Origin of the sequence: Geobacillus sp. 46C-IIa (assembly GCF_014679505.1) — a bacterium.
In the GTDB taxonomy this organism is placed as follows: Bacteria; Bacillota; Bacilli; order Bacillales; family Anoxybacillaceae; genus Geobacillus.
Genome location: NZ_CP061474.1, coordinates 2,670,927 through 2,688,264, shown reverse-complemented (window position 1 = coordinate 2,688,264; position 17,338 = coordinate 2,670,927). Strand labels below are relative to the sequence as shown.

At 40.2% G+C, this 17,338-nt stretch carries 11 protein-coding genes and 4 pseudogenes; all 15 read left to right on the top strand.

All coding sequences use genetic code 11. The annotated features are described in order from the left end of the window. The first annotated feature begins 253 nt into the window (after positions 1-253). Complete coding sequence (locus IC803_RS13360; RefSeq protein WP_370543808.1) at positions 254-6,526, top strand: DNRLRE domain-containing protein; 6,273 nt, start codon at positions 254-256, stop codon at positions 6,524-6,526. A 23-nt stretch (positions 6,527-6,549) separates the two neighbouring features. Beyond that, positions 6,550-6,996, top strand: a complete 447-nt coding sequence (locus IC803_RS13355) for a hypothetical protein (RefSeq protein WP_223811978.1) — start codon at positions 6,550-6,552, stop codon at positions 6,994-6,996. A 28-nt stretch (positions 6,997-7,024) separates the two neighbouring features. Beyond that, positions 7,025-7,204, top strand: coding sequence for a hypothetical protein (locus IC803_RS18245; protein WP_223811977.1), 180 nt, complete (start codon positions 7,025-7,027; stop codon positions 7,202-7,204). Between the two features lie 143 nt (positions 7,205-7,347). Then, positions 7,348-7,923 (top strand): annotated as a pseudogene (locus IC803_RS18240) (RHS repeat-associated core domain-containing protein); the annotation flags it as partial. Positions 7,924-7,944: 21 nt separating this feature from the next. Then, on the top strand, positions 7,945-8,373 hold the full coding sequence (locus IC803_RS13345) for a WapI family immunity protein (protein WP_052009605.1): 429 nt from the start codon (positions 7,945-7,947) through the stop codon (positions 8,371-8,373). 182 nt (positions 8,374-8,555) lie between these two features. Then, positions 8,556-8,972, top strand: a complete 417-nt coding sequence (locus IC803_RS13340) for a DUF4304 domain-containing protein (RefSeq protein WP_223811976.1) — start codon at positions 8,556-8,558, stop codon at positions 8,970-8,972. Between the two features lie 112 nt (positions 8,973-9,084). Beyond that, positions 9,085-9,816, top strand: a complete 732-nt coding sequence (locus tag IC803_RS13335) for an immunity 26/phosphotriesterase HocA family protein (protein WP_158083283.1) — start codon at positions 9,085-9,087, stop codon at positions 9,814-9,816. Positions 9,817-9,861: 45 nt separating this feature from the next. Beyond that, a pseudogene (locus tag IC803_RS18530) lies at positions 9,862-10,836 on the top strand (RHS repeat-associated core domain-containing protein); the annotation flags it as partial. A 9-nt stretch (positions 10,837-10,845) separates the two neighbouring features. Continuing rightward, positions 10,846-11,274, top strand: a complete 429-nt coding sequence (locus tag IC803_RS13325; RefSeq protein ID WP_223811975.1) for a YxiG family protein — start codon at positions 10,846-10,848, stop codon at positions 11,272-11,274. A gap of 101 nt (positions 11,275-11,375) precedes the next feature. Further along, positions 11,376-12,143 (top strand): annotated as a pseudogene (locus tag IC803_RS18230) (RHS repeat-associated core domain-containing protein); the annotation flags it as partial. Between the two features lie 61 nt (positions 12,144-12,204). After that, positions 12,205-12,711, top strand: a complete 507-nt coding sequence (locus IC803_RS13315; RefSeq protein ID WP_190304213.1) for a DUF1647 domain-containing protein — start codon at positions 12,205-12,207, stop codon at positions 12,709-12,711. 102 nt (positions 12,712-12,813) lie between these two features. Continuing rightward, on the top strand, positions 12,814-14,091 hold the full coding sequence (locus IC803_RS13310; protein ID WP_190304212.1) for an IS110 family RNA-guided transposase: 1,278 nt from the start codon (positions 12,814-12,816) through the stop codon (positions 14,089-14,091). Positions 14,092-14,977: 886 nt separating this feature from the next. After that, positions 14,978-15,592 carry an RHS repeat-associated core domain-containing protein gene (locus IC803_RS13305; RefSeq protein WP_370543798.1) on the top strand — a complete coding sequence of 205 codons (615 nt, stop codon included), beginning with the start codon at positions 14,978-14,980 and terminating at the stop codon, positions 15,590-15,592. A gap of 23 nt (positions 15,593-15,615) precedes the next feature. Beyond that, entirely contained in the window at positions 15,616-16,062 is a 447-nt protein-coding gene (locus tag IC803_RS13300; protein WP_190304211.1) for a hypothetical protein, read from the top strand. A 670-nt stretch (positions 16,063-16,732) separates the two neighbouring features. Further along, a pseudogene (locus tag IC803_RS13295) lies at positions 16,733-17,335 on the top strand (type IV secretion protein Rhs); the annotation flags it as partial. Positions 17,336-17,338: the final 3 nt, after the last annotated feature.

The following is a 17,338-nucleotide window of genomic DNA, read 5'->3' as shown; positions in this document are numbered from 1 at the left end:
GAAGGATGCAAAGGCTGTCTATCAGAAAAAAGACAACAAAATTCTTCACAAAAACATTTTTCCGAGCATAGACCTACAAAATATGACCTTTAACGAGTCAACGAAAGAAGATTTAGTTCTTCATTCTTTTACTGGCTATCATATTTTCAAATTCCGTCTGAAAACGGATTTACAAGCAGACATTCAAGACGATGGCTCCATTTTATTTACAAATAAAGAAAATGAAAAGGTTTTTGAGTTGCCGAAGCCTTTTATGGTTGATTCCCATGTTGATGAGCATTCTGGAGAAGCTCAACGGTCGGAGAATGTAAGTTATGAATTGCAAAAAGATGATGAAGGATACATTTTAACAGTTAAAGCCGATCCCGAATGGCTGAAAGACCCTAAACGTGTATACCCTGTTTATATTGATCCGAGTACTTCCATTAATGTGTCTACCGATGCATTTGTAATGAGCGCATATCCGACAACCAACTATAGTTCCTCATCAAGTAAGTGGGATTCGGCGCAGGGACAATACGTTTTGAAAGTTGGTTATTATGATGGAACAACAGGTACTTGCTATGGCTTTTTGAATCAAGATCTATCGAGCATCAAAAATATGAATGTGACGAGTGCCACATTCAATGTATATGTCACCCATTCGTATTATGCAACAACACCAACAGGTCTATGGCTAGATGTTGTCAACGGTCCATGGTCCGCGAGCACGTTAACGTGGAATAATAAACCTTCCTCCACCAACATTGGCAAGGTTGATGTCGCAAGAGACCAATGGGCGCAATTTGATGTAACGAATACGGTAAAAGAATGGGCATCCGGGACAAAGCCAAATTACGGATTTAAACTTCATACGAATGGCAATGGACAAACGTATTGGAAAAAGGTTGTCTCCACCACGAATAGCAGTTATAAACCATATTTGTCTGTTACGTATACGATACCAGTTCCAAATACGCCGACAGGAACGGCCTTCAGTAATGGGGATGGCACAGGATATATCAATTTATCATGGGATCCGGTTCCTGGTGCTACGGGTTATAAAGTTTGGATTTATAACGGGAAATCATATGAAGCGTTTGATGTAGGCAATGTCACTTCCTGGAGTACAAAGGGGAAAAAAATCTGGCCGCCCCCTTCTGAAATTAGCGCTGGAAGATACGACCTGCACCAAGATCAGTTAGGGACGGAGCTTGCTGTCGATCCTTCCCCGGTCTATCGAAATTCAGGAGGAAGTTATCCGAATAGCAAGAACTACTGGTTCCGAGTCAGTGCGATTTTTCCTCAAGGCGAAAGCGCCATGTCAGGCGCGTATATGCCGACCATTCCGAATTTGGCAAAACCATCTGCTCCGACGGGGGTAAGTTATACAAACGGAAATGGAACAGGATATATCGATTTCAAATGGAATCCTGTGAGTGGAGCGACGGGGTATAAAATTTGGATTTTTAACGGTTCCTACTATGAATCGTTAGATGTCGGGAACGTCACTTCTTGGACAACGAAAAACAAAAAGTATTGGCCAACCTCCACGGAAATTCATGCAGGTAGATATAAGTTGCATGTAAACGATGGTCTTGGCACAGAATTAGCTGTTGACCCGTCCCCGGTCTACGCTAATGCAGGAACAAAATACGCAACGGCTACCAACTACTGGATTCGAGTAAGTGCCTATAACTCTCAAGGGGAAACCGTCTTTTCGGATGCGTATATGCCTAGTATTCCAGATTTGCCAGTGCCATCAGCGCCTTCCGGATTTGCTTACAGCAATCAATCGGGGAGCAACTCTGGCTATGTCATGTTAAACTGGGATAAGATTCCTGGAGCGACAGGGTATAAAGTGTGGATTTTCAATGGACTTTACTATGAAGCATTTGATGTAGGAGACGTGGACCATTGGACGACACAAAACAAAGGAATTTGGCCAACTCCGGAGGAAATCCAACAGGGGGATTCCAGCACCTTAACGTTGCATCATGATGGAAAAGGATTGGAACTTCCGAAAGATCCTTCCCCAATGTATGAGAAAATGGGGACAAAATACGCCACAAGCACCAATTACTACTTCCGACTCAGTGCATACAATGCGGATGGGGAAACAGTATTTTCCAGTAATGCATTGACGGTGAAAATTCCGGAGGCGAATGAGTATTTAGGAAAAGAAGAGTACTGGTCCATCATTGATGTTCCGTATGGCAGCGTGAATGCCGCTACCGGTAATCTGATTATAGACGAAGACGATGTTTCGATTTCCGGAAGAGGACCGGGGCTTGAAATCACAAGAACTTACAATAGTTTATCCACATCGGTTGGATTGTTTGGAAAAGGATGGCATAGCGATGCGGAAATGAACATCGTTGCCCAAGGAAATGAAGCAAGATTTACGGATGAAGATGGCACGCTCCATATATTCACGAAATTATCCGACGGCACGTATAAAGCCCCGACAGGTGTTTACTTGGAGTTAAGCGAAACAACCGATGAATATATACTGACGACAAAAGATCAAACGAAAATCCACTTTCAAAAAAGTGACGGCAAGTTAACTAAAATCGTAGATGGACATGGGAATGCCACTACCTACAGTTATTCTAACGGAAAGCTAGTGTCGATTACCGATGCGTCGGGCAGAAAACTGAGTATGGAGTACAACGCAAGCGGCAGAATCCAGAAAATTACCGCCCCAATGAATCGGACAATCACGTATGAGTATAACAACGACTTGTTAACAAAAGTAACCCAGACGGGCGGGGAAGTAACGAGATACCAATATAATGAACTTGGTCGATTAGAGAAAGTATTGGAACCGACGCATACGGAAGCAAAACCGGTCGTTAATCAGTTCATTTATAATGGCGACAGGCTAAGCCAAGCGATTGATCCTGAAAACCGCATCTATACGATGAACTATGACCAAACAAAACGACAACTTGTCGTAACGCAACCGAATGGCCGTAAAATTCAGTATAAATTTAATGAAGCAGCGAACCCAATTCAAATTATCGAAGACGTAGATGGCTTAAACATTACGACAAACTATGTTTATGAGGGAAATAATCTAGTAGAATCACGGGATCCGAATGATCAAAATGCAGCGAATCCTACTGAATCATATACGTATGACGCCAAGGGGAATGTGTTAACGGCGAAAGATAGTTATGGTACGGAAACATACGAGTATAACAAAAATAATGATGTCATCTCCATGACAGATACGGAAGGCGATACAACCACGATTGCCTATGATGGCTTAAATCCTGTATCCGAAACGGATCAATCGGGAAAAACGTCTTCTGTATCGAAGTACGATGCCTATGGGAATATCATTGAAGAAAGCGATACATTAGGCAGTGCCACGAATTTGCTCTCTAATAGCGGCTTTGAACAAGGAATCACAGCTTGGAATCTTCTCAGTCATTATGATTCTGGGCAATTACTGGAAGACACGAATGTATATAATGGATTGACAGGGAGAAAAACGTTAAAAATCGTCGCTGACTCTACTTCTCCTAATACAGAACTTGGCTATGTAGCGGCTACCCAAGAAATCACAGTGAAACCAAATACCACGTATACGTTAAGCGGGAAGATCAAAACGAATTTAACTAAAGCCAATGCCTTTTTCAATGTTCAATTCATGAATAGTCAAAATCAAACGATTTCTTGGGCGGATCATCGTTATAGCCAACTTACAGGCACAAGACCTTGGACAGAGCGGCAAGTTACGTTTACTACTCCTTCGAATGCAGCCAAAATTCGCGTCTATTTAGAGGTCGATCATAAGTCTCCAGATGCTTCCGGAGAAGCCTGGTTTGATAATGTTCAATTGGAAGAAGCGCAGGTTTCTTCCAGCTACAACCCAGTTGTAAATAGTAGTTTTGAAGGAACCACCACGAATTGGAGTGGAACAGGAGGAAGCGTAGATTCTACGCAATCATTTGATGGAGGGTACTCACTAAAAATATCTAGAACAAGCACCACGCAATCGGCAAGTGAGTATAAGCAGACCATCATCGTTGGCCAAACATCTGGTGATGCACCAATTAATCTTACGCTTACTGGAGTTTCGAAAGCTGAAAATGTAAAAGCCAATGGCACAGTGAGCCCAAGCGATTATTCCATTACGGCTAAAGTATACTTTGTGGATGGAACGACCCAAACGTATACCGCGGATTTCCCTGCTGGCAGTCAAGATTGGAACCGTGCCGCCGTTTCGATTCAACCTTCCAAGCCAATTGATAAAATCGACATATCCGCTGTCTTCCGCGGCAATTACACGGGAACGGTATGGTTTGACGCGATCCGGCTCAAGGAAGGAAACGTGGTGACGAAAAACAAATACGATGCCAGCGGAAATTATGTCACGGAAGAAGTGGATGAAAAAGGCTATGTGGCGAAAAAGAATTATGATGCCGTAGGAAACCTGTTAAGCGAGTACGATAAGAAAGGAAACAAAAAAGAGTACACGTATGATTTATCGAATCGCTTAAAACAGCTGTTGTTAGCGAACGGCACTTCCATCAACTACGATTATGACTTAAATGGCAATATGACTTCGAAAGTCATTCGGACAAGCGACGGCCAGTCTCAAACATTTGCCTATTCTTATGATGCGACCGGTAAACTCATTAAAACCGTCGGTCCGCTCAATGATGTGACAACGAATGAATATGATGCCAACGGAAATAAAATCAAAACGGTTTTGCCGAAAGGAAACACGATTCAATGGACGTATGACGGGGCCGAAAGAGTCAAAACTGTTTTCTACAACAACGTCCCGTATTACGAATTTAGTTATGATAAAAACGGAAACGAACTTTCTGTTCAATATCTAAAAGACGGCACCACCAAAACGAGAACATTTGATAAAGCGAATCGGCTGGTGGAACTGTCGGACCGTGGCGGGCTGCAAAAATGGCTGTACCCAACCACATCGGATAAATTGCAGCAGTTCATGTTCTCTCATGGGTCTTTTAGCCAAACGATCAATTACCAATATAATGCATTGGATCAAAATACGGTCGCCCAAGACGGAGCGTATACGTATCGCTTTGACTATGACGAAAGAGGAAATGTTCGGACACTCACGACAGGAAACGGAGCCGGCTCGACCTTTACGTATGATGACTGCGGCTTAGTGGAAAGCGTTTCGGTCGGTACGGCGGACGGAAAAGAAATTTTATCGGAAACGTACCGTTACGATGAAAACGGCAACCGGACGAAAGTGGAATCCCCAACAGGGGAAACAACCGTCTACCGTTACGATGCCCTAGACCAATTAGTGGAAGAACAGCTTCTAGATGGCACGAAAATTGAATATTCCTATGACGGATTCGGCAACCGGAAGCAAATCGTGAAAACGAAGGATGGGCAGTCGACGACGACCAATGCCGATTATAACGCTGCCAATCAGCTCATTCGTTTTGGAAACGAATCGATCACATATGATGCCAACGGCAACCGTCTCGAAGATGGAAAATATCAATACGAATGGAACGAAGCGGACCAATTGGTTTCCATTACGAGAAAAGGAGAAAGCACTCCTTTTGTGACGTACAAATATGATGAAGACGGCCGGCGCATCCAAAAGAATGTAAATGGCGTCATTACGAACTACCATTACCAAGGGGATAGCCTAAACGTTCTGTATGAAACCGATGCGAGCGGAAATGTGGTAAGATCGTATATATACGGAGAAAACGGGCAACTCCTTGCTATGAAAAAAGGCAATGCGACGTACTTTTATCACTATAACGCGCATGGAGATGTCATTGCCCTGACGGATGAGCAAGGAAACATTGTTGCCCGCTATCAATACGATGCGTGGGGGAATATTCTTTCCCAATCCGGTGCCTTGGCGGACGAAAACCCATACCGATATGCGGGGTACCAATATGACAACGAAACGGGTCTCTATTACTTAATTGCCCGGTACTATCATCCAACGCATGGCGTGTTCCTTTCTTTGGATCCAGACCCGGGGGATGCGGACGATATCCTGACGCAGAATGGATACACGTACGCAAATAACAATCCGGTGATGTTGGTGGATCCGGATGGGCATTGGGTGTGGATGGCGATTAATGCGGGATTTGCGGCGTATGATGGGTATAAGGCATACAAGTCAGGGAAAGGATGGAAAGGCGTCGCAGCTGCGGCGGCTATCAATTTTGTTGGTTTTGGTGGCAAGTTCAAAGCTGCTAGTAAAATTATTAAAGCTGTGCATGGTAATAGTCGATTCTCAAAGAGGATTCATCATGGGTATGAAATTTATGAAATAGTTAACGGTAAAAAACGTATAGTTAAAGTAGGTATTAGTGGTGCTAAGCTAAACAAAAACGGTACATCACCTAGGGCTAACCGTCAGGTCAATAAGTGGAATAAAAAAGCGGGGTATCAAAGATACTATGCTCGGATTGTTAAGAGAAATATTTATGGAAGAGAGAAAGCTCTAAAGTGGGAGAGAGGAAGAGCTTATGCAGTGAGAAAAGCTGGGGGTAATATGTATCTTCATGTCAGACCGTGATAACATAAAGAAAGGGGTAAGCTATGTTACTGAAAACATTTCTATTATTAGGAGAAGAAGGGATATCCGACGTTAAAAAAAGTTTTTCTTTTCAAACTAGATGTATTACCAAATTGTATGAACGGGTCTTTGATAAAAAATATAAAACCGCTGATTGTAGGCAGTTAAATTTCCATTGTGGTAATTACCCCAAGATGAAACTATTAGGATGTTTTGATGGTTTTTGTCAAGTCTTAGTGCCATATAATATTCAAGAATTTCTAGAGTATCCAGATAACAAAAAAAAAATAGAGATCCTAGAACTGTTGAAAAATAGCCTCGATTTTGTTATTAGAGGAAAAAATTGGGATCCTAATCCTTTTCAAGAAGCTTATGAGAGAGTAAAGGAGTTAAACTATATTAATGAGTTTATTTGGAACAAGCCTAAATTAAGTCCAAATAAAAAATACAAAGCTGAGGGTACATTGTAATCACGATCTGTATGATTTTACAATAAAGATGGTGATTAAAGATAGAAAAGATAAAGTATTACTTGAAAAAAAAATAGTGTCAACTGAACCCGATGAACTTATTTACGATAGGTTTTTAGGTCATTTAATGTGGATAAGTGATGATGAAATAGCGCTTTACGAGAAAAATTCAAAGCGTTATACCTCTGTAAAATTAAGAGAGGCATAATGAATAGCTCTAAAATATTATCAAAGTTGAATCATTTTTCACCAGATTGACAGTTTAAAATTTTTCTTCAGAAGGACGCAAATTCGTCCTTCTGTTTTTTTGTCCTATGGGGTTCCGTTAAGCAGCTTTCTTATTGTCTAGGGCACGGTGTGTTCCCTTCCTTGGATCCAGACTCAGGGGATGCGGGTGATATTCCCACGCAGAATGGGTATGCGTATGCGAACAACAATCTGGTGATGTTGGTGGATCCGGATGGGCATTGGGTCTGGCTGGCCATCAATGCAGGGTTTGCGGTTTATGATGGATATAAGGCATTTAAAAAAGCTGGATGGAAGGCTGCGGCAATTGCTGTAGGTGTAGGGCTTATCGGGGGAGTTGGATTCAAAGCAGGTAAGGCACTATATCGAGCTTATAAAGTGAAGCCAATTGCTAAAAAAATGATATTTGATAGCACGGCGTTTAAACATATGCAAAATTCGGACCGCTATGTTCCGAGACAGATTTTAGCAAGAGCAATTGTCTATGGTAAGAAATCCAGAGATGGGGCTAAAGGCTATAATAAATATACTATAACCATGCATAAGTTAGAAAAAGCAAGACATTCCATAGGCGATCCCAGAAATTACAAGTATAAAAAATATCAGTTAACAGTTGTATATAATAAGAGAACCAAACGGGTACGTCATTTCCACTATGAGCCATATAAGCAACGAATATAACTGGTAGAAAGGATGCAAAGCATGAAAGTATTTGTATGTGAGGAAGACGCAGATCGAAGCCTAGAGCTAATTATCACGGACTTTGAAAATGAAGGGGATCCGTTTTTTGGTGGATGCTACTTTACAGGAAAAGTAAAGCTAAAAGGTAGTGGCTTTATAGCTGAAACGGTTCACTTTCATTTTGACAATCATGATATCTTTCATTTCTATGAAAGTTTAAAGAAAATATACAGAGAACAAGAAGGTAAAGCAGTTTTTCATTCAGAATCTAAGGAACTAAATGTTGTAGTGCAAATCTACAATAGTGGAGGAGGAATTGTTCAGGTTCAGTTTAAGGATTTACACAGCGAGGATTTTTTTAGTAGCAGTCTGCATATACACATTTCTACATTACCGTATATGCTTGACCAACTGCGGCACCATCTAGATATTTTTAAATACTGCTCATAGTTACTTATGTCATATAGACTCAAAATCAGTTAAGATGGTTTGAGTATCAGACTGTTGTAGACAAAATAGAATTCAGACACCCAGCTTGAATCCTATTTTGCTTTAATGGCACGTACTGTATTAAATTATTTCAAATTTAACAAGTAAAGGGGGGGATCTTTATATTATCTAATAAGGATAAAATGGTCGGTGCTTTAAAGAAAATAGTAGTCCCAGAATTAAGAAACAGGGGATTTAAAGAGGCTTTTCCTCATTTTAGGAAGCAAGAAGGTCAGTTAGGTTATTTGCTATCGTTTCAATTTGATAAATGGGGAGGAGGATTTATAATAGAAGCTGGAGTAGCAAGGGTTAATGAGGAAGGAAACGTGATAGTTGATGGTATAGTTCGACCATTTCAAAAGATGAATGCTTTTCACTTAAACAATCGTTTTAGAATAATGAATAATAAAAATGGAGATAAAGATTGGTTTAAATTCGATAACGAAAACCAAAATTTAGAGGAAACAGAATTTATTCGAATAGCTAAGAATGTTTTACCATATTTGGATGTTGCAGAAAATTGGTTTGAAAAAATAAAGCAAAAGCAAACAGTACGATAGAACCAATCTAGGCGACCTGCTTGCTTTATAGCAGTGTCGTCTTTTTATAACAATTTAGATAAGCTATTGACTCAAGAAAAAGTAGTAATAAGATGGTATGGTTGGTGATACAATGTCATTTTGGGAAAGCATAAAGAACAAGGAAACAGTTGTTTTAAGTGATGATGCAATCGATTTGTTAAATGATACGCTCTTAGAAATCAAAAAAATTTATCAAGAAGATTTAGAAAGAATGCCAACGGTAGCTGAATTGGAAGCATTGATTATGGAGGCAATACAACTTGATTCAAATATAGCCGAACAATTGGAGGAAATGGAAATCACCGATGTAAAATTTAAATTGAAAAAGAGAAAAAAGGCTCCTAACATTGAACCAGGTATTGTATTTGCAATCCCGCTTAAAGGAATTGAAAAATATGCTTATGGGTTAGTAGTAAAAGGAGAAGGGCTAAAGGATGACATTTATATACAATATTTTGATATCTTCACTAATGAAATATTAGATATAAAAAACTTTAGTAATCAATTTGAAAAACTTTCTGTTCTATATACTATTAACAGTGGAATATATGGAATCGTTAATAAAGAATGGAAAATTATTGGGAAATTGTCTAAAGGAAAATTCAATCCTGAAGAATATGAGTTACCTGATTTTGTGTTTTACAATGGCAAGGAATATTTTGTGAGTCGAGGGGATGCGAATACACCAATAGCCGAATTAGAGCCTATTTCTAAAGAGGAAGGGGAAAAAATAAAAAATCCAATTGGTCTGATTGGTAGTAATAATATAGTGGAAATGCTTATTAATTCTTACTACGAGAAACAAAATCAAAAATGTATTTAGCCTTTTTAAGGTTATCCCGTGATTTAAGGGATAACCTTTTTATTGTACAGTGAAGACGGCCGGCGCATCCAAAAGAATGTCAATGGCGTCATTACGAACTACCATTACCAAGGCGACAGCCTAAACGTTCTGTATGAAACCGATGCAAGCGGAAATGTGGTAAGATCGTATATATACGGAGAAAACGGACAACTCCTTGCCATGAAAAAAGGCAATGCGACGTACTTTTACCACTATAATGCGCATGGCGATGTGATCGCCCTGACGGATGCGCAAGGAAACATCGTCGCCTGTTATCAATACGATGCGTGGGGGAACATTCTTTCCCAATCCGGCGCCTTGGCGGACGAAAACCCATACCGATATGCGGGATACCAATATGACCAAGAAACGGGTCTTTATTACCTGATTGCCCGGTACTACCGCCCAGAACAAGGTGTGTTCCTATCCTTGGATCCAGACCCGGGGGATGCGGACGATATCCTGACGCAGAATGGATACACGTACGCAAATAACAATCCGGTGATGTTGGTGGATCCGGATGGGCATTGGGTGTGGATGGCGATTAATGCGGGATTTGCGGCGTATGATGGGTATAAAGCCTTTAAAAAAGGCGGTTGGAAAGCAGCGGCGATTGCTGTAGGTGTAGGGATTGTTGGCGGTGTTGCATTCAAAGGTGTGAAAATCGCTTATGGTGCCTATAAATCAGGTAAGTTTTCAAGAACTTATAGGCTGGCGAAAAAAGTGTCAAAAAAGTTTGGGGGAACTTTAGGAAGAACTAAAGGCGATGGATGGAAGGTAACTATTCCAGATGGTAAAAAACCCCTAGTTGTAAGAGTTATGAATAAAGGCGGAATACGTAATAAACCGTACTTTAGAATAAGTAAAGATGGACGCGGCTCTTTGACGTTAGATGGTGAATGGTCTAATCGTCGGGAGCTCACACATATTAATGTATCGAGAAGATCCTATAAACAAATTGTGAGAATAATTAATAAATACAGAGGAGAGATTAGGTGAGTGATTAGTATGAATCAAAAAAAATTAGTTGCTTTATTAAATGAAATGTGGGCTACCGTAGTCAAAAGTTTTCATATTGATATTTTATCTCATACGATTAGTCTAAATGTGAAAGTAGTTGATAATGAGAAATATTATAAGATTGTGTTCAAAGGTGTTTCCTCTTTTTATTTCGTAGAAAACTCTGGAGATTCCCGCTTGGACCCAGTTGATCCAGAAGATGGAGATTACATTGAGCTAACTTCAATTGATTATTGTAAGAATGGTATAGGTAAAATTCATATCAGTTCGTCAAAAGAAATTTGGGTTGGTGAATACTTTTCTTCAGCTAACTTTGTACTTGAGTTTTGGGAGGCACTATTATTTATTGAAGCTAAAAGTATAGTGATCAATGGAGAGGAGTTTCTAGTAGATTATCCAGTTAAAGTGCAAAGTTAAAAAATTTTTGATTGATTAATATTGCAAAATGGGCTGTCACATCTATATAGGGCAGCCCTTTGAAAATGTATAAAAGGATTTCCTAAAAATGGATATATAGGTACTTTTACCACTATAATACACATGGCGATGTCATCGCCCTGACGGATGAACAAGGAAACATCGTGGCCCGTTACCAATACGATGCGTGGGGGAATATTCTTTCCCAATCCGGCGCCGTGGCGGACGAAAACCCATACCGATATGCGGGATACCAATATGACAGCGAAACGGGTCTATACTACCTGATTGCCCGGTACTACCGCCCAGAACAAGGTGTGTTCCTATCCTTGGATCCAGACCCGGGAGATGCGGACGATATCCTGACGCAGAATGGATACACGTACGCAAATAACAATCCGGTGATGTTGGTGGATCCGGATGGGCATTGGGTGTGGATGGCAGTAGGAGCGTTAATCGGAGGGGTATCGTCGTATAAGTCTGCAAAAAGTAGAGGTCTCAAAGGTTGGAAGTTGTGGGGTTCTGTTGCAATAGGAGCTGGTTTAGGTGCTATCGGTGGAATAGGCTCAGGTGCTTACCGTGCAGCCAAGGTTGCAAGAAATATTTACAATATTACTAAAGGTCCTGCATCTGTTAGAGGGAGAGCCGCGCACCAAGCATGGACCAAAGTGATGAAAAGAGTTGTTCCTGGAGGCAAATACGATAAACCATTAAGAGGTACTAAAAAACGTCCAGACCTTCAATTTTTTAGAGGAAGGGTTGTCGTTGAATTAAAACCAAAAGGTTCTTGGAAAAAAAGCTATGTAAAAAGGCAACTCAAGAATTATAAGAAAGCCGGCGCATGGATTATAATTAAGGCAAGTTATTAAAGATATTTTGGTACACACACTGAGAGTGTGTCCCTCTTTGATCGTTTTAGGGGTGAAAAATATGAATCAATATGAGGAGACGGTTAGAAATTTAGTTAATAATTTTAATGAGCATAATATAGATATAGTTGCTCAAGATTTAGCTAAGATGGGAAGGGACATAATTACTATCTTACAAAAATACTTTTATAAAGTAGATCCTAATGGTAAGCTTGGAATATTAGAAACATTGAAATTATTAAATGACAGTAGTGTCATCCCTTTTCTGAAAGCTATTCTTGAAGATGAGACAGAGATATTTTTTGTTAAAGCTTATGCAGAAAGTGTATTGGATTTTTTAGAGGATAAAGAAACTCAATTAAAAAGAAAAATTCAAAATTTATCTAAAAAAAGTGGCACGGATTTAATCGCAGATATAGCTATGATAGGAACAATTGGCGATGACAATGCTATAAGAGAATTAGACAAAATCAAGACGGATAACAAAGAGGTACTGGAACAAATCAAGGTAGCAAAATTACAAATAATATGTGGACTAGAAGAAGTAATTAAGGAGCATTCCTGTTAGAAGTTTTTCCGGGGACTTGAATAAAAAAAGCCCTCTTGGTATGATTCGGGGGTGTCAATTGGATGAATTGACCCCTAATTTGAATACCAAGGAGGACTATACATGCATTCTATCTCAAACAAGAAGATTAATCAAGTCACCGATCAAACGCTGGTTGTTGGGATGGATATCGCAAAGAAAAAACATTATGCCTGCTTTGTGGATGAGCGAGGGAGGGTGTTAAAAAAGCCGTTTCCCGTTCTGCAATCGAAAGAAGGATTGGAATGGTTGTACCAGCGCATCGTGGAAGCCATGAAGGAATTTGGAAAAACCGAGGTGATCGTTGGCATCGAGCCAACGGGACATTATTGGCTGAATCTCGCTTATTTTCTTGATGAGAAAGGCATCCCTCTCGTCATGACAAACCCGATGCACGTGAAGCGCTCCAAAGAGCTGGACGATAACCTTCCAACCAAGCATGATGCGAAAGATGCGCTCGTCATTGCCCGGTTAGTGAAAGACGGCCGATTCAGCTATCCGCGCATTCTCAAAGGGATGGAGGCGGAGCTGCGCGTTGGAGCGGCATTTCGCTCCAAATTGGTGGAAGAACAGGGAGCAGTTCGAAATCAGATGATTCGCTGGCTCGATCGGTATTTTCCAGAGTTTACGCAAGTCTTTCCGTCGTTTGGGAAAATGGCGCTCGCGGTACTGGAATATACGCCATTTCCGAGTGATCTAGCAGGAAAAGAGCTAGAAGAGGTTCTCGCCCTTTACCGGCAAAGTGAGGGATTACAATCGCCGCAAAGGCCGAAAGCGAAGAAGCTCATAGAACTGGCCCAACACTCCATTGGCGTAACGGAAGGACAACAGATGGCCCGTATCGAAATCGCCACACTTGTCCGCCGGTACCGCCAGCTGGAAAAAGAGATCGAGGCATTGACAGAACAGCTGATTGAACTCGTTCAGACCTTCGTCGAATACGAATGGCTGAAGACCGTTCCGGGTGTAGGCGATGCGACCATCGTGGAACTGTTATCAGAGATCGGGAGTTTCTCCCATTATCAGGATCCGCGGCAACTCATCAAATTAGCGGGCCTGACGCTGCGGGAACATTCCTCCGGCCAACACAAAGGGCAGAAACGGATCTCGAAACGGGGACGAAAACGGCTTCGCGCTCTCCTGTTCCGCGTGATGATGCCGATGATCCGCCACAACGAAGCGTTTCGGCAGCTGCACGACTATTACACGACACGACCGGAAAACCCGTTACGGAAGAAGCAATCGATTGTGGTGTTATGCGGAAAATTATTGAAGGTACTGCACGCTATGTGTACGAAGCACCAAGCGTTCGATGCGAAGCGAATGATGCAGGACATCTTTGGTCTCGAAACGGCTGCTTGATGCCTATCGTCTCGATTCCCTAGACAACAAGGATGACACGGAGAAGCTGGCGCGATATCATCCATTCGACTTTGAGTCCCTAAAGGAGCTTAGCTGGCCTCTGCCTGATGACTAGACCGAACGAAGGAATGTAGGCACAAGGATGCCAAGAGACATGGGAGGGTTCGTCATCATCAGCGATGCAGAGATCCAAGGTGCATCCCATACGCTTCCCTCACTACAACCAAATTTAACCAGTAGTGACCGCGAAGCGTACCCAACAAATGTAAGATATACACATATTTAAAAAATAATGTTAGGAACTTTGTCGAAAAATATTTTTTTGACACCCCTGAAACGGCTACAACCGTTGATATATCAACATTTCTAGAGGGAGTACAGAAAACCAGATTCCCGTTATTCTCATAAAGCATTAGCAGAGGCTATTTATCATTCATTTGATCATCAAGAAGCATCAAAAGTTATAATAGAAGATCTCTTTAGTGAGGAATTTGAGCGTGTTTTTAGTGCCGTTACTCTACTTGCTTTCGCGGAAAAATTCCCCAAGGACAAAGTTACTAGACATGTAGTAAATAAGTTCTTTGAAATTTTAACGGGTGATTTTAATACAACACTAAAGAATCATGCCATACTTGCAATAGGTAGATATGGAAATATTGATGATGCATCAAGACTTGAACGAATTGTTGAGGAAAAAAAGTATTTAACAAAAAGGAAATTTTGGAAATGGCTAAGTGAAAGCGTGTTGTTAGACGATATTAACATCACAATAAAGAAATTGAAACGAAAGAAATAGACGATTCACACTCTAAATGAGCAACAAGGAAACATCGAGACCCGTTACCAATACGATGCGTGGGGGAATATTCTTTCCCAATCCGGCGCCGTGGCGGACGAAAACCCATACCGATATGCGGGATACCAATATGACCAAGAAACGGGTCTTTATTACCTGATTGCCCGGTACTACCGCCCAGAACAAGGTGTGTTCCTATCCTTGGATCCAGACCCAGGTGATGAGGACGATATCCTCACACAAAACGGCTATACGTACGCGAACAACAATCCGGTGATGTTGGTGGATTTGGATGGGCATTATGCTCATATTGTTATTATAGCTGGAGTGGGGGCTTATAGAGTTTATAAGATTTATAAGGTCTACAAGAAATATAGAAAGATTTCAAAAAAATATCATTCGAATAGTAAAAGAAATCCTGCGATACATCATGGATATGAAATTTATGATAAAAAAACTAATAAAGTAGTCAAAGTTGGTATTAGTGATGGAAGGATTTCTAAAAAGGGAAAATCATATCGCGCTGAAAGGCAAGTTAGAAAGTGGAATAAGCGATACAAGACAGATCGGTATGCTTCACGAATAGTAAAAACTAACATACGTGGTAGGTATAATGCACTGAGATGGGAAAAAAGGCATACGGAATACATTAATAGAATCCAGCCTAACAACAAATTATCACCTCCATTTCACTATCGCCCATAAATTTAATAAAAGGAAGTGAAAAAATGACTGTTATAAGGGATATTCAACTTTCTATTCCAAGTGATATAAACTATTTTGATCATACTGTAATAGTTGACTATGATACTGGTGAGACAAGCCCCTTTACCGATTATAGGCAAAGCAAGTCCGCCATCTTTCATTATGAAACAAGATGTATTACATCACTTTATACTCGTCTTTTGCCCGAAATTCATACAGATGGGGAAAAGGGAGTTATCATTCAATGCGTACCGGATCTATCTAAATTAAGCGAGAAAGAAATTGAAATGGAAATGGTACCCGATTTTATTACTGTTTATGTTGAAATGGATTATAATCAATACTTCTCTCTTACGGATGACTTGGAAAAAAAGAAAATGGCATTAGAAGTGTTACAAAGGGTATGGAAAAACTTGCTGATGAGCGAGGATGGGATAAGCAAATTTTTCGTGAAATATACAACAAGATAAAAGAATTAAATTACAAAAATACATTTATCTATAAGAAAAAGCGCAGTCCTAATCGTAGATATATATGTAGCATTATATGTGAACACGAAGTCTCTTATGTAGATATATATTTAGAAATAAAACGTCAAAAAGGAAATAAGGTTTTAAAGAAAGAAAGATTAGTAAGAGTAGACAGACCACACGAATCTTTTTATTGGAGATATTTAGGTGATTTAACATGGACACTAAATCATAAGGTGACATTTACTGATCGTTTACATCATTTCGGGTGGGTTGTAACTTTTTTAGAAAAAGAAAACGAAACACAGATTATATGGAAAGTAAATAAAGTGTCTTATCTTTCTTCATAAACTCAATGAAAAACAGGAAAACATTGTGATAAAATATTGATTAAGGTGAAGGAAATCAGACATATTAAATAAAATATTGATTAGATAGGTCGGATTATTTTTGTAATTGTAGAACCTTAGGAGAAACGCTCTCTCCTAAGGCATTTTTTTATAATTAAAACTTTGAAAACCTTTATTAATATTAAGGGTTTTGTCTTACTTTCTGTAAGAATAAATCAGACAAGCTCGACTGTTAAGGGATGAGGCAGCGTATTTCCCTGCTCCGGTTGGAAGTAAGGCAACTCATGCATGTATATTTTTGAACTTCTATTAAGCGGATATTTCTCATTACCCGGTACTATCACCCGGAGCATGGCGTGTCCCTTTTCTTGGATCCAGACTCAGGGGATGCGGATGATATTCCCACGCAGAATGGGTATGCGTATGCGAACAACAACCCAGTGATGTTGGTGAATCCGGATGGGAACCTTCCTTGGTTGTTAATTAATGCAGGGTTTGCGGCGTATGATGGGTATAAGGCCTTTAAAAAAGGCGGTTGGAAGGTCGCAGCGATTGCTGTAGGTGTAGGGCTTGTTGGCGGTGCGGCTTTTAAAGCGTATAGAATTTATAAAGCGGGAGAAACAGCCAAGATTATGAAGATTTTATTGGCGGCTAAGTATGGAAAAGGTAACACTACTATAGAAGTAGGGAGAGTAAGTAAGAGACTAGCAAAAAAGGCTGGGAAAGCATGGGTTGGATCAGGGGCTAAGCCACTCTACAAAAATGGTAAATGGATAGGATATAGAAGTAAAGATAAATCTAAAGTATTTAGAATGCAGTATAAGAAAACAAGAAGGGTATATCAAGCGAATTTTGAGGAATTTTATAAGAGTCCTATCAACAAAAAGACATATAAGTTACGAAATGCACGCTTGAATTTTTAGCAT